Source organism: Acinetobacter sp. ANC 4218, from assembly GCF_002135245.1.
Classification (GTDB): domain Bacteria; phylum Pseudomonadota; class Gammaproteobacteria; order Pseudomonadales; family Moraxellaceae; genus Acinetobacter.
Window position 1 is genome coordinate 28,304 of the sequence record NZ_NEGD01000001.1, and the last position, 15,715, is coordinate 44,018.

Annotated in this window: 10 protein-coding genes; 3 read left to right on the forward strand and 7 right to left on the reverse strand. The window is 36.0% G+C overall.

Annotated features, from left to right (window positions below; translation table 11 throughout):
- Positions 1 to 47: 47 nt before the first annotated feature.
- Positions 48 to 808, reverse strand: a protein-coding gene (locus tag B9T38_RS00125; protein WP_502687111.1) for an IS5 family transposase whose coding sequence is annotated in 2 segments (ribosomal slippage) — positions 48 to 574 and positions 574 to 808 — 762 coding nt in all. Because the reading frame shifts where the segments join, the coding sequence is not laid out codon by codon here.
- Between the two features lie 304 nt (positions 809 to 1,112).
- On the opposite strand from B9T38_RS00125, the gene B9T38_RS00130 reads away from it, so the two are divergent.
- The 3 genes from B9T38_RS00130 to B9T38_RS00140 all read left to right on the forward strand — a co-directional run bounded on the left by B9T38_RS00130 (position 1,113) and on the right by B9T38_RS00140 (position 5,063).
- Positions 1,113 to 2,357, forward strand: coding sequence for a tyrosine-type recombinase/integrase (locus B9T38_RS00130; RefSeq protein ID WP_086194877.1), 1,245 nt, complete (start codon positions 1,113 to 1,115; stop codon positions 2,355 to 2,357).
- A 241-nt stretch (positions 2,358 to 2,598) separates the two neighbouring features.
- Positions 2,599 to 2,826 carry a hypothetical protein gene (locus tag B9T38_RS00135; protein WP_086194878.1) on the forward strand — a complete coding sequence of 76 codons (228 nt, stop codon included), beginning with the start codon at positions 2,599 to 2,601 and terminating at the stop codon, positions 2,824 to 2,826.
- The gene (locus B9T38_RS00140; protein ID WP_086194879.1) at positions 2,796 to 5,063 is read left to right on the forward strand and encodes an ankyrin repeat domain-containing protein; all 2,268 of its coding nucleotides are present in this window, start codon (positions 2,796 to 2,798) and stop codon (positions 5,061 to 5,063) included. The genes B9T38_RS00135 and B9T38_RS00140 overlap by 31 nt, the downstream gene beginning before the upstream one ends.
- A gap of 50 nt (positions 5,064 to 5,113) precedes the next feature.
- On the opposite strand, the gene B9T38_RS00145 is transcribed toward B9T38_RS00140, so the two are convergent.
- The 6 genes from B9T38_RS00145 to B9T38_RS00170 form a co-directional block, all read right to left on the reverse strand.
- Entirely contained in the window at positions 5,114 to 6,829 is a 1,716-nt protein-coding gene (locus B9T38_RS00145) for a DUF262 domain-containing protein (RefSeq protein WP_086194880.1), read from the reverse strand.
- Positions 6,830 to 6,931: 102 nt separating this feature from the next.
- Positions 6,932 to 8,683 (reverse strand): AAA domain-containing protein, encoded by a 1,752-nt coding sequence (locus B9T38_RS00150; protein WP_086194881.1) that lies wholly within the window; start codon positions 8,681 to 8,683, stop codon positions 6,932 to 6,934.
- Entirely contained in the window at positions 8,684 to 9,064 is a 381-nt protein-coding gene (locus B9T38_RS00155) for a hypothetical protein (RefSeq protein WP_086194882.1), read from the reverse strand.
- Positions 9,057 to 10,298, reverse strand: a complete 1,242-nt coding sequence (locus tag B9T38_RS00160; protein ID WP_086194883.1) for a hypothetical protein — start codon at positions 10,296 to 10,298, stop codon at positions 9,057 to 9,059. Before B9T38_RS00160 ends, B9T38_RS00155 begins: the two co-directional genes overlap by 8 nt.
- A 9-nt stretch (positions 10,299 to 10,307) precedes the next feature.
- Positions 10,308 to 12,257, reverse strand: coding sequence for a hypothetical protein (locus B9T38_RS00165; RefSeq protein WP_086194884.1), 1,950 nt, complete (start codon positions 12,255 to 12,257; stop codon positions 10,308 to 10,310).
- A gap of 166 nt (positions 12,258 to 12,423) precedes the next feature.
- Positions 12,424 to 15,714, reverse strand: a complete 3,291-nt coding sequence (locus B9T38_RS00170) for a type I restriction endonuclease subunit R (protein ID WP_086194885.1) — start codon at positions 15,712 to 15,714, stop codon at positions 12,424 to 12,426.
- Position 15,715 lies beyond the last annotated feature (1 nt).

The window sequence follows — 15,715 nt, forward strand, 5'->3', positions numbered from 1 at the left end:
GTAAAGCGTTTTGAGTAAGTTATCTCATTCTTTTTTAGGGCATGTCCTCATTTGGCTTTGCACCAAATAAATATGCAGGCTATACGGATCATAGATTTATAATTGCGTGCTAGTTTATCAAATCGAGTTGCAATAGCACGGAAATGTTTTAATCTCGCAAAAGCATTTTCAACTAAATGTCTTAATTTATATAGATATTTATCAAATTCCTTATTTGATCTCTTACTGTTTGATCTCAATGGAATAATGGGAATCATATTCTTGTTCTTGTTCTTGTTGGCACATATTCTAATGTGCTTAGCATCATACCCCTTGTCAGCAATAAGATAAGTTGCCTCGCCTACAATATCAATCAGTTGTTTTGCAACTTGACTGTCGTGGACGTCACCCCCAGTGATTTTAAAATCAATCGGTAATCCATTCGCGTCGGTTGCAAGATGTATTTTTGTTGTTCGTCCACCGCGTGATTGTCCAATTGCTCTTTCGAAACCATGCCGAGCTCCACTTGCATGTTGATGCACGCGTATGTAGCTTCCATCAATGAATACCCATTCCTGATCCAGAATGCCTCGTAATCTAAAAAAAATTTATCCCATAATCCCTTACTTGCCCAGCGATTAAAGCGATTGTAAGCAGTTTGCCAAGGGCAAAGTTCTTGAGGAATATCACGCCATGTCGCACCCGTACGTAGTTTCCATAAAATGGCTTCCATGATATTTCTACTGTTTTTTGAACAGTAACAACCGTGTAATCGCATAGTATCTTGAATTTGCTGCCAAATATCATCGGTGAGAAGAGTACGTGCCATTGAAAAAATATAGAAATGAAAAGAGCTTAAAGCAGGATTTTAAGTATTTAAAACCAATTCTTCAAATGAGGACACGCCCTAGTACACGTAAGTGGTTTTTTTATATGGTGGGCCCAGACAGACTTGAACTGTCGACCAACGGATTATGAGTTCTACAACCCACCTTACACACTATAAGTTAAAAACCACAAATATACATATATACAATAAGATACAAAACTTTCTTTTTCAACTATTGGCCCTTAAGGTTGCTTATAGTATCTTTAATACGCTTACTAATTGCTTACTTTTTTAGGTTAATGGCATGAATTTTACAAAACCACTTATTGAAAAACTAGAATGTATATCTGATTCTAAGCCATCTTTTTATTGGGATAGCTCGACTAGCGGTTTTGGAGTGAAAGTAACTCCTAATAATAAAAAGACTTACATCTTTCAAGGCCGTATAGGATCAACAACTCGACGTATCACTATAGGAAACATAAAAGATTGGCGGTTAACCGATGCCCGTGAAAAAGCTAAAGAGCTTGCTGTAATGTGTATACAAGGGATCGACCCCAAAGTTGAAAAAGATAAACGTATTAAATCCGACCAAGAATATCTTAAGACTGAAAAACGAAAAGAAACTTTATTCAAAGAAGCTTGGAATATTTATCTTGAAGAAAATAAAGAAAGATGGAGAGAACGCACCTATCTTGACCATTTATTGCTATCAAAAGGCGGTTTTGATGAAATCAAAAAATTTAACTATAAACCTCAGCCTATTTTTGAATTGTTAGAAGAAAAGCTCTCAAACCTTGATAACAACTATTTTTCTGACTGGCTTCAAAATAATAGTTACCGAGAAACCTCAGCTAGTAAAGCTTTCCGTCTCGTTAGAGCCTTTTTAAATTGGTGTGAAGAAGATGATAGATTCCAAGGAATAGCCCCTGCAAATGCCATTAAATCTAAAAAAGTAAGATCTAAAGTAAAACCAATTCAAGCAAGAAAAGATTGCCTTCTAAAAGAACAGCTGGAAATATGGTTTTCTACTGTCCTCAAATCTCAAAATAAGGCACTAGCCACATTTTATATGTGTTGTTTATTGACTGGTGCTCGTAAAGATGAATTCCTTTCACTTAAGTGGGATGACTTGGATTTTAGGTGGAAGACCATTCAACTGAAAGACAAAGTTGAAGATAGTGGTCGTACCATTCCAATGACTAAGTATGTTGAAAAGCTATTACGTGACATAGAAAAAATAAGCGATTCATCTTATATATTTAGTAGCAATACCTCTGCGACGGGATACATCGTCAATCCATACAAAGAATTTAAGAAAATCTGTAATGAAATAGATATTCAGTTAACAATTCATGGCCTTAGACGTTCATTTAAGTCATTGGCGGAATGGGTAGATATTCCTGTAGGTGTCACAGCACAGATTTCTGGACATAAACCAAGTGCTCTAGCGGAAAAACATTATACTTATCGGCCTATGGATATGCTTAGAGGGCATCTGCAAAAATATGAGAATTGGGTTTTGGAACAGGCTAAGATTAAGTTTTAAAAATTAAAACGCCATTCTCTCAGAAGAATAAAAAATCATACTTAGCTATCTTTGAAATCATAGCAAATTCGCTATGATTTCAAAGGATTCATTTCATGAAAACTCAATATAACCGCCCACCGTCATCTCATCCTGGTCCTGGTGGTAATTGGCCAAGCACAACAGGTCGCCCATCAGGTGGTGGTCGTGGTAATGCCAAGTAATTATTAAGGGGAGCAATCCCCTTAATCCAGGATTACCGATGAAAAAGTACAGTAATGACAAAGAACTGAACAAATTTATTCGGCAGCTTATCAAGGATGGTATCGCATCTTTTAGACCTGGCAAAAAACATGATTTTTTGCTTGTAAATCAATCACAAAAGATTACGATACCAGGTACACCTAGTGACCGAAAAGCTTATTTAAACTTTAAAACAGACATACGAAGAGCTTTACAATGCCAAAGAATACCTTTCCAACAACTATAGAAATTGTTCGTGATTTATTTAGTCACACGGATACCAAAAGCCAACTCTCAGAGACGAACTCTAAACACTTAGATGGTTCATCAAACAAACTATTCACTTCACACTATGATGTAGACTTATTTTTAGATCAGTTATGCCCAAAAGAATTTTCTGATCGCACAGATTTACAATTCATAACATTGCTTAAACGTAATGTTTTAGACCGCTATAATGCAATGCTAATACATGCTCGCTTAACTGCATTGATGAATGTTGATTCTATTCGAACTTCACTATGGTCGAATTACTTAGTTCCATCTCTTCATCAACTCATAACCTTTTGCATTACACAAATGGGTATCACTAAGCACTGGAAAGGCGAAAACTTTATTCAAGAAAGCTTAAGTTATCTAAAAAATAATGATGAGAACTTTGCTCATTTTTGGAAAAGTGACGTATTAAGTCCTGATGACAAAAATTACATTAGTAAATTTGGTCGCCCAGATGCATTACCTACGCCGTCGACCTTAAAACGCCTATTTTTGACCGATACAGAAGCATCGCAGGCACATTATGAGCTGTTGTGTTTTTCGCGATTACTACAAGCCTTAAAAATTAAATATGGGTTCTCCTTGCAACATGGAAACTTTATCCAGTTTTTAGCCGAACAACACAACCAAAAATTGAAGTCTCATCGTATTTCGCAACATGACACCCAAGCACTTACATTTAGAGCGATGGCTATTGCCAATGCACAAACACATTTTCCTTTTTTGATGGAAATCCCTCTTTCATATCAAAAACTAACTCAAGTATTTTTTGATAAAACGCATGTTAAACGTATTGATCAAACCGATGCTCGTTTAGCATCAATGGTCTATAGCTCAACAGGTGAGACAACTTTTCAACTAAATACATTGATGGTAAACCAAATAGATAAGTACCTTACTGAGCACCAAGAAGTCGGTCATCTTCTTCCATATATACATTGGGCTAAAGCAATTAATTTGGTATATCAATATCAATTTAAAGAAGCACTCACTGAATATAAACTGTGCTTAGATGGTTTGTTATATCGTGATATGCGTTACTTAGAAGTACTGCTGAATGAGATACTTTGCATTACTTCACTTGTGGAAAGCCAAAATAAACTCATTGGAAAGATTTCAAATTTAGCGATCCTATTTGACCTTAAAGTTGGAATCTTTGACCCAATCGAGCGCCCTGACCGCTTTAAAACTGACTTTGTTTTTGAAGAATGGGAAAAAGAGGCAACCCTGGTTGGATTCTTTAAATATTTTACTGCCGATACTTTTAGCGACAAAGGTACGGAAATTAAAAAATTAATTCCAAAAATCGGCAGCCTTGCAGTTCCTATGGATATTAGCCCTGACTTTAAAAAAGTGAATGCAAGCATTTACATTGATATTGAACAAAGACGTAAATGGCCTCAACTTCACTACTTTGTCGCTATCGGAGATTTTTCTACGGCTAGAAAGCTCATTGAAGCTGGTGCCAACATAAATGCTTTAACTTCAAATAACGACAGTATTGTGCTATTGGCATTAAACCACATTACAGCTAAATCAGATGAAACATACGCATTCATCCAATATGTATTCAAATGTGGTTTTGATAAAGAGCTTTTAAATGAACGCACAGCAAAAAAGCAGACCTGCCCCTTAAACCTCGCTGTTGAGAAAAATCTACCAAAACTGGTAAAACTCTTATTGGAAAATGGGGCTAATTCTAATAATACAGGTCTTTATGGTATTTCCATGCTTTACCAGAATTTAGGTGTGATTGGCATATTGAATGGTCATAAAGTTGAACAAGCCAATGATAAATATCATGCAGATTCGATTAAACGTCATTCTAACGGAGGCAGTGATATCGAAAGCTACAAACAACTTCAAAGCCTACCAAACAGTGATCCGAGAAAGGCCTTATTTGAAGAGGTGAAAAAAATGTCTCTTGGAGACAAAAAAGTTTGCGATGCATACGAGATTTTTGAATTACTTTTACAATATGGTGCCGATCCAAATCAAAGCACAGTTCAGCATCCAATTAAAGGCTATACCCCCTTCATGTTAGCTGTTGAAAAAGATAATGCTTATGCTGTCGATCTTATGCTAAAGCACGGCGCTCAATTGGAACAAAGCTATGTAAAAGCAGATGAGGGACGCCGTATTTTTTTAAATGACATCGCTGACTTCTTCAAAGCGAATCAAGCAAAAGGACTAATTTATCAACACTAAATAAACAAGGCAGTACCCTAACTTTATTTAGTTAGGGTACTGCCTGATACTTAAGCTGCAAAATGCTCTAGTAATTTAGTTTTCACATAAGCATGATTTTTACTAAAATCAGTCACAGTCCAAGTGGCGTATTGCTGAAAAATTCTTATTGAATTACTGAATAATTCAATATTTCCTTGGAAATATTTTTGCTTTTTATCAGCGTAATCTCGGTTATTTTGAGAAGAGTTTTTTCGTCTCGACAGTAATACTAAATTACCCAGTCTGTCTTTAGCATAATCCCTCTCCTCCTCAGTAAAATCGTGTAACCATTGGCTATCAACCTTAGGTGTTTGAGGAAGAATATGCTCAATACTAATGGTACTTGGGAAATCTAATTTAGTAGTATGACCATGCAAGATACAGTCCAATTTAAGCATAAGATATTTAGCAGCTCTCCTACCATAAATTTTCTTATCTAATTCATGAGCTAATTCTGTTTGATCTATATGTTCTTTCAATAATGCAATAACTTCTTCACTAGTTTTAGAATCTATAGTTTCCATCCAATGATTTACATTTTCTATTCGGCTTGTGGGGGTCAAACCTATCAACCAATCATAAGCAAACGCATTGTCTAATGATTTTACAAAATCGATTAATTCATGATTACCAAATTTATCGTAATACTTTAATAACGGCGCAATCCAGAAATCTGACTCAAATCCTGCTTTCATCATGATAAGTAAGTTATTCAATTCAAAGCTTTTTGATAGTTCATAATGGTGATTATCAAAAATTTCTATGTAATGCTTTCTGTATTTATCAACGAAGTTAAAAGTATCGATACCCTTATTTAACAAAGGAGGTAAATTTTTAGTAATTTTATTTGATCGATCATACTCTTTGGGTGCATAAATATTGTCCTCATATTCTTTCAGAAGACTAACAGTGGCTTTCTTTTTAACTAAAATAGAACGTAGATGAGATAAAAACTCATCAAAATCCTCACCAAAATAATTTTCGGCTTCTTCCCAATTTTTTGCAGCTTTAACTCTTTCATCATCCGAGACGAGAGCCAAGTTACTTGCTTTTAAAATATCGCTACTACGAAGTTTAACACCGCGATTATTCATGACTGTAAATAGTCTAAAAGCATCATCCAACTCTTCTGATCCGACATAAATCATCAAAACATTATTAAGTAAGAATTTAACAAACTGATCAAAATTTTGATTATGTTCAAAAAACTCTCGTATTTGGACAATATTTTTCGACATATTGATTACAGAAAGATCTGTGTCTTTACCATAACCCTGAATGAGTGATGAGTTAAGCTTACGTGTGGTGCCATCATCCTTCACATAAGTATTAATAAAATCTTTCACCTCCTGCCTAATATCGAAAACTATTCTCAATCGTTCAGGAATATTTTTAAATGTATTTTTCTTTTGAAAAATAATTTCTTTACATGTTTCAAAACAATCCTTATCACTAGTTAAATCGCGAATTACAGCAATAAGTAGAAAAAGTGTAGTTAATCGTTGTTGCCCATCCAGAACATCATACTCATCATAATGAGTATTGTTTTTTTCCAAAGTTTTCTTTTGTAAAACCATTGATCCTAAAAAATACTGAGAATTTTCATCACGATTCATTGCATCACACAAATCCTGTAAAAACTCAGCTATTTGATCCTTACCCCAAACATATGGTCTTTGATACTCAGGTACTCTGTACCATTTTTCAAAAACTTTACCAACGAATAGTTTTTCACTTTCAATCATTTTATATCTACTTTTTCAACAAAATTAATTAATCAAGCCATATGTAAAAGAGCTTTAGTACTAAGATGCTTAGCACACTTTTAACTAGCTTAATTACAGTATTCAGCTATCAGTATTCAAGATAGGTAGTTTGACGAGGGCATCAAGTACAGGTAAACGCTTACTAGAGATATACTTTATATCACCCACCAAATACACTGCGTCACGAGCTCGTGAAATCGCTACGTTAATACGACGGTCATCAGCATAAAAAGTTGCAGGCCCAATGTTACGTACAAACGAGAAGAAAACAACATCAGCTTGACGTCCTTGAAATGCATCAACAGTATCAACCTCTACTGCAAGTAGTTCCCCATAATCACATTTCTTTAATGCTTGACGTAAAGCTTTGCATTGAGCACGGTACGGTGTAATCAGTGCTACACTAATCTTTCTCTTTACTGAATTATTTTTTAAGCGGTTACTCATTTCAGTCAATTTTTTCAAGATAATGTCTATCTCAAATTCATTGATCAAGATTTTCTTTTCTTTACCTCTTTGTGCTGGTACTCGATATCCCGGAGACTTATAAGTTAGCCAACCAAAATCCTGAAATTCATGATTAGTTTCCTTTCTATAATGATCTAACTCACCTTTATAAAAATGCTCAGAGATAAATTGGCCAATGTGTGGAAGCATCCGAAATTGCTTTCCTAATGTTCCTTTCATATTAGTTGGCAAGTTATCAAATAAGCGGTCAATTACACCATTACGAATTAAACATTCCTTTTGTGCATCCATTTTTTCCAGAACTTCAGACTCTTCTGTACAAAAGGTAGGAAGTAATTGTTTATGGTCCCCCACCAAAATACATTTCTTAGCAACACTCATAGCCATAAGCCATTCAGGCATAGTTGCCTTGGAACATTCATCAACGATTGCTAAATCAAACGTCTGACTTTCACTATCCATCAAATGGTCGATCTGATTACACGTAACACCTATCACTTGGTGCATTTCTGCTAAATTCCGTGCTTGCCAACGAGCAATGGATACAACATCGTCATCATTATTGGTTTTAGAGGCATTTAGCTCATTCCATAATTCCATAGTCAGTTCTGGAGCTACGCCATAAGCCTGATGCCAAAGAGTATCTGCCCGTGTCAGAGCATCTGCCTCTCGAGCTTTTTCAGATTCGAATTCAGTAATACTAAATTTTGGATATCGTAAAATTGATTTTATAAGCTCTTGACCAATTTCATTCGACAGACGATCTATTGCATTATCGACAGCCACATGTGTTTCAGAACTAATCAAAATTCGAGCATTGGGTTTAGCCTTAATTAGTTGCAGAATTATCTCTACAATTGCTGTCGTCTTTCCCGTTCCTGGTGGACCTTGGATAAAAAAAAGATCTTCACTTGCCAAAGCTTTTTGAATTAACTTAAATGCAGCATCATTTGGTTCATAGCTTTTCTGTATTGGTTGAGTTGCACAAATAGACATAGACGAGCATTCACGTGCTTGAAATTCAGCAATAAACTCATCAATTTTTTCTTGTGCATTTGAACCTTGTTTATTGTTTCTTTTATTAACATCAATATTAGATTGATCATTCATTAAAGTAAAAAGCTTATCCCCATCAACGGCGTTATTGTTGTAATAATAATGCAGGATTCGATTATGATTGATATTACAATTGGTGCCTGCACGGAAACCTAACAAGCACCGTATTTGACGCTCAAGCTTGGTTCTAGTAGCCCGATCAACATTAACAAGCAACTCTGTAAGATATTCCAACCAATGATCAATGTGATCAATAAAGTCAATTGCCTGTTTAGCTTCAACGGACAATTGAGAATTATGTAGCCCCATTTATGCCTCGACGAATTTTGTATTTAGAAGCATTTCTACCCCTGCAGGATTTTTACAGCCCAATTTATTAAGAAGTAAACGGCGTATACCTGGAGTCTGTATCTCATCAATAGATAAAGGCAACTCAAATTTATTGTTCAGCAATTCAAAGATAATATTCATATCTGTATGGATAGTGAGTTCACCAAGATTATTTTCCAACATATCTGCTGTGATCAGGAGATCGATAGCTAAAGCAATTCTATGAAGTGAGAACTGAGGTAATACAGAAAGAAGTTTATCTTTGGTGTTATATCCACTCATCACTGCTTTCGTGACTGCAAAGACAGCTTCCTCAATAGCAAAGTGTCTCCAATAAAGCTGTAATTCGACTTTAGACATATTTTTCACTCCTCTTTTGTTTTTGTTTATTCTCCCAATGTCTAATTTTTTGTTTGGTGGTATTAATTCCAAAGATAAACCAAGCTTCTGATTTATGATCTAATGCTAGCATTTCATATAAAGTATCTATCATAGTATCTGGATGGAAAGGTTTAATGCGTTCAATATAACCAAGTAGTTCGTTGCGTCGATCATATAAAAAAGAACGAGCTGCTTTAAGTTCTTGTCTTTTATTATAAGCTTCGTCATGCCTTTTTTTTAATTGATCACGCTTTGCTTTATCACTAGAAAAGCTATCTGAATACACCTTAGTATCATGTGCAATTTTTACCAAATCTTTATACAATTTGAATTCTTCTTTAATATCATTAAAGTCACGATTGGCATCATCTACAGCTGAGTTTGCGATACGAAGGACTTGTGTGATCTCTTTTAATGTCCCACCTTCACGAAGATGTCGCATCCACATATTAACGTATTCAAGATCACAATCTTTAAAGGCATAATAAGCTTCAAAACCTTTAGAAATATAATTCCACTTCTCAACACATAGCTCATATTCTTTTTTTAAAGTATTTTTATTATTTTCATGCTCTTCTTTAGCCTCTTTCTTCTTTACAGATAAATCGCTATATTCTGCACGCAGCTCATTAGCTTGCTTTAAAAGCACACTACGATGACTTTGAAGACGTCTAAGCTCATTTTTAAACTCTTCGTAGTTAGATTTAGAAGTACGCTCAATACGTTCATTCGTTTTTAAAATAAAATTATTTTTAACTGTAAGCTCACGATTGGCTGTTAATTCTCTCCATGCGTGTCTTTCCTGGCTCTGAGAGAGCTTCTTTAGCTCAAACATATACGCATCAAGTAAATTAATTGTGGAAAATAAATTATTCATTTTTTTTGAAAGGATATTTAGCTCTTGTTGGTAGATATCCATATACATCCATGAATCCACACAACAAAACATCAAATCTTGAAAATTATTAAGTTTAGGCAAATAACCAGTTGTAATAGTTAATTGTTGATTCATAAACTCAATATGTTCTTTAAGCTCTATATTTCTCTTCTCTTGATGAGATTTTATCTTCTCCGAATAGTCTCTTTTTTTAACTTGAAGTCGCTGTTTTACAGCCTCTTTTTCACGATCTAACTCACGAATTAGAGATTTAGTACGGGCCTCTTCTTTTTCCAACTTTGAGCTAGCCCACCAATGAACAAAAGCTTTAATCATAATTCCCCCTTATTGCATTTCTAAAAATTCACAGGCTAGATCCCAGCCAGTCCTATGGGGAATAAGTATTTCCATACGTGTGAGAATCGTTTGTTGCATCATTTGCTTTATAGCGGCATCTGTTTGATCCGAGATAGTCAAATCTTTAATTTTCTTTTGTAGATCTTCAAGTTCATCTGAAAAAGCTTCTGAACGTTGTTGATCTTGTTGTTGCTTACGTAGCTCAATATCCATTAACTCGGTATACTCGATATAGCTCTTGCGTACAGATGTAAACATTAAATATTGAATTTCAAGATGTTGATTGAGATCTTTACTCATTGCATCAAACTGATCAAATGCTTGCTCTGTTATGCTCGCTCTAGCTTCTTCATACTGTAGATCGATGGCTGTAATCGCATTTTCATATTGCTTAGCTAATTCTTCCATCATTGCACGCTCTTGTTCAGGCAATGCATCAAGCTGGGCATATATACTACTTTGAACAGCATGCAATTGATTTTTACGAACCCTATATTCAGAAATTACAGATATAGCACCACTCAAAGGTAGTATGTCGCTCCAACTAAAAGTTAGCTCTGATAGCTTTCCAACTTTACCTACATAAGTGGTGAGATCGATTTGTCCACCATTTAGCAATTCAAGAGCAGATTTCAGATCAGTATTGGCAATCGCGATACCCTTGGATGAGAAATGATTAACATATGCGCCAGCTGCAACAGCAAAGCCAATCGCAAATACAGTGCCACAAGCCATTACACCTAATGCACCTAAAGTAGTTCCCCCAATTGCATAACCAGATATTGCTGCTGGTATAACAGCACCAAGGTAAGAGCTCGCACCCACTCCTAAGCTAAATGCCAAACTACTACCAACAACCTGTACAGCCCCACCAATCGTGGATGAAGCAAATTGAAGATTGTCAATTTCACCTTTTGAAAACTTATAGATGTTTTGAGCTAGCTGAAATGTAATTTGGGCTACGGCGGCTGCAACGTTGCCTTTAACAAGTTGCTTACCGATTGTTTGCCCTATCGCCTTACCCGTTTGCTGAGTTGCCGCATCAACCATGGCTTGGCCTGCATGCTGAATACTAGTGACCAACAATGCATTACCAGCCCCTTTGACTGAGCTAGCTACAATACGCTGTGCTATCTCCATACATTGATCCATCGTTAAAGGATCATCGCTACGCAAAACTTCTAGCAAGATCGTTGCTGATTCACTAACAGCACCACCAATCGCCCCTGCCTTTGCTGCATTACGATATTGCATTGCGTTAAACTCAGAACGTACTCGCTGCTTATCTTTGTATTCAGGCCCTTCTTGATTTTTTTTAGTTTCCTGTACCAATTCTTCAGCACTACCTTCACCCTTTCGGTTCAGACCTGTGCTGGACACTTTACCATCACTCGATGTTAGTTTATCTGTCGCATTATCAGCAGTATCCTGATAACTCTTAGATACTTCAGGACGTATTTCTTTATTTCTCAGTGCCTGTTTACGTGACGCCGCTTTTACAGAGTCAACCTGATCTTTTGGTACAATTTTACCAACACCATCGTATTTTTCTGGTGATAGTGCACCTGCTGTCTTTTCACCATCTTTATAAAATTTAACTTGATGTTTCGTTGTACCATCTGGCGTTACTACATGGATATCTGCGACAGGATCGTTATGCATTCCAACATCTAGTGTAGCCCGATGATTATTATGCCCCTTAGCTGCAGCTTCAATATTAAATGAGCCGGCATGATGTGCTTCCGATGCAAAACCTTGCTGAACATCAATTGTTTGACTGGTAAATCCCCCATTTTTATAAGATATTGCATCTTTTATCCCTTTACTATACTCACTCAAAGCTTGGTTTAAAGCATCACCCTGTACTTGGTTCCATGCACCCTGAAAATAAGAAATACTCTGCCCTGCGATATCCAGTGACTCTTCATTTTTTTTCATAAAGCTCTATCTATGCTATTTAACTTTTATACTGCTCAATATTTAAATATGAGTAATATCATGTGTATTTACGATCTATCTCACCAAATTCAATATAAGTGGCATCTTCTCAAAAATCTTATTTACTAAACCCATATCCTCTTTAATATTCATCTTATAAGTCCTTTTAACTCACCCACTTATCATCATTCATAGCTAAAGTTTTAACCAACTCGAATACTGTTGAAACCTTTTCTTTAAATTGAATCTGGTCATAACTTATTGGTAAGTCTTTATCCAATACTTTCTCAATTTCATCTTTAACAACTGCTTGAGTCTGAACATCCTTCCACCAATCTTGCACTAGAACTTTTGGAGTTGTATTTAACAAAGCACTGATTAGGTCTTTAGCTGCCAGCTTCACTTGCTGCTGCTCATCTTTCGTTAGTTTGTCTTTTAAGAGCAGATCATAGATTTCTAACTCGTCTTCAGTTAGACCTTCTCTGATATGACGTTGATCTTCTTCTTTAAGACCTTTTGTAAATTTCTGAAGTTCGTCAAACAATTGCTCAGTCGCCGTAGCACCAGAGTTATAACGATCAACCATCTGCTGATAACGTTCTGCAAAGTTAATACGACCACCATTTTGCTTAAGCATTTGAATGATTTTCTTTTCAAGAAAGGCACGCATATCAGCAATAGCAATATTTTTATGCTTGGTTTCTTTAAACTGTTCTTTTAGCTTGTCAAAATCTACAGTACTTAAATCCCATTTTTGTCCATGAATCAAGCTATAGCTTTCTTTAAAATCTTTAACAGTCTTCACAGTGTCTTCATTGACGACTACGCTTCTATCCAATAAATCGGAAACTGAAGTACCAGATTCATCCAAATCCTGACGCTCAATCATCGCTTCAATAAAACCATGGAGGAATTGAATCACTGACACAATTGGTCTAGGTTTTGCCAATATATTCGGTTTACATGCCTCATATAAAGCTGCGACTGTATTAAAATGAACATTAAAGGTTTTACGATACTCGTCTTTTTCTAATAATTGATCTGCATATTGCTCAAATAAAGCATTCTCTTTAAACGTACCGCCGGTCTCATTACGAGTTTCTAGGATTTGATTCAGATCAATGTCTTTAGACTCGCAATATTCTAGAGTCTTAGTAATCGCTTCATCCAACATTTGGAAAAGCACTGTTTTATCTTGTACTGGAGCATCTGTTTCACCATCTTCTCCGGTGCCTTGACCATAATCTTTTAAGGCTGTTTTTAGATTCCTGAATACGTTGTAATAATCAATGACTTCACCATTTCTTTTCTCTACAAGTTCACCCTCTGTATTCTTAATGCGGTAGGAAGTCACTCGGTTAGCACGAGCAATCGTTTGCATCAACGTATGGCCTTTCATAGGCTTATCTAAATACAGGGTTGAAACAGTTGGCGCATCAAAGCCTGTAAGCCACATTGCACACACGAAGACAAGTTGTAATGGATGCTCTGGATTTTTAAAGTTATCCTCAATATCAGCCCCATTGACATCGAGTTTACTGAGACGATCAATATGTGGCTGGATGTCTAGACCCTGTTTATCAAAGCGCTCTTTTTCCGAACTTGGATCACTAATCACTACCGCCATTTGTACGGTACTCATATATTTTTGGCGCTGTTTCAAACGGTGTTTTTCAATATCATTTTTAGAATTATGAATTCGAGTTTGTAGATTTTTTTGTTCTTCCTTCCAAAGTTTTGAAACCTTGTCGAACATACGTACTGCTGTGAATTGATCCACCGCAACCATCATACCTTTACCCAAATACCCACGGTGTGGGAAATGGTAAACAATATCTTCAGCGATACGATCTAGACGATCATCTCGCTTAATGACTTCTAGCTCAGTTGAAAACTTACGCTCTAGCTTTTCTTTTTGAGCATCATTTAACTCTTCATCTTCTAATATTTCAGCGAGCTCTTCATTGAGATCGTCATTTTGCAGTAACACCTCAGGTACTCGCTTTTCATAGAAAAGCGGTAATGTTGCCTTATCTTCAATGGCCTGTTGGAAGGTATATTCAGAAACGTATTCACCAAACCACTGCTTGGTCTTCTTTTGTTTTAGAATGGGTGTACCTGTAAAAGCAAGAAAATGAGCGCCGTCTAAGCCTTTACGCATATTCTCTGCTAATGATTCATATTGGGTACGATGCGCCTCATCAACAATAACAATGACTTCACGTTCAGAAGGATCGAATAGCTGTGGATACTCTTGACCTTTTTCGTATCTAAATTTTTGAATTAAGGTAAATACAATCTTGGTATTTTGACTCAGCAAGGTTCGAAGATGAGTACTATTTTTCGGTTGAGCAGCCTCAGCCTCTGTGACGGCTTGTGTATAAATGAAATTTTTATAAATCTGATTATCTAGATCTTCTCGGTCGGTAATCACGACAAAACTAAAATTACCGGTGACTTTACGATAAATCTTTCTGACGTAAAAAATCATTGAGAAACTTTTACCCGAACCTTGTGTGTGCCAAAACACCCCAAGGCGACCTTTCAACTCATCACGTTTCAAGAAGTTTTGGAAGGCATGATTTACCCCTAAAAACTGATGGTTTTGGGCAATAATTTTATGTTTTTCATTTTGGAATAAAATAAAATTTTCGACATAATCCAATAATCTTTCAGGACGACATAGACCATGAAGCAAGTATTCAATACTTGTACCTTGCTCTTCGATCTCTTCTTTATTCACCTTTTCCTTTTCTTGGTCTACCCGTAGCCAATTAAAAAAATGCTCCCATTCAGCCGTAAAGCTTCCAAGCTTGGTGTCTGTCGCATTTGAAAGCACACAAAAAACATTGGTTAAAAATAGCTGTGGAATATCATTTTTATAATTTTTTAGGTTTTCATCGAACGCATTTTTAAGTTTTACATTTGAATTTTTAAGTTCAATAAATACCAGTGGTAAACCGTTTACATAGAGAATTAAGTCTGGACGGCGATAAGCGCAATATGGCGTACGTCCTGTCGATTGAATCCATAACTGAGAAACCACCAAAAACTCGTTGTTTTCAGGATTTTCAAAATCAATCAGTTTCAGAGATTCATTTTCATGTTTCTCGCCATAGGAATCTTCGTAAGTAATCGAAGCGCCATTACGAATCTCTGAATACAGCTCCATATTGGCTTTAATAGCCGACATAGAGCCACGGCGACCCATCAATTTCGAGACAGCAGTTTCGATAGTAACTAAAGGAACTTGGGGATTAAATTGTACGCATTTGGCAATAACACGCTCTTTTAAGATGACATCTTTCTTGCTTGCACGACCTGAACCATCATTTAAATCACTTGAATCTGCGGTATAGCAGTTTAGATGCTCATACTGAAATTCAGTCTTTAACAGTGCAATCGTTGCTTGTTCAATATCGTCTTCACTTATAAAGTTACGTGTTACTTTTGCCACA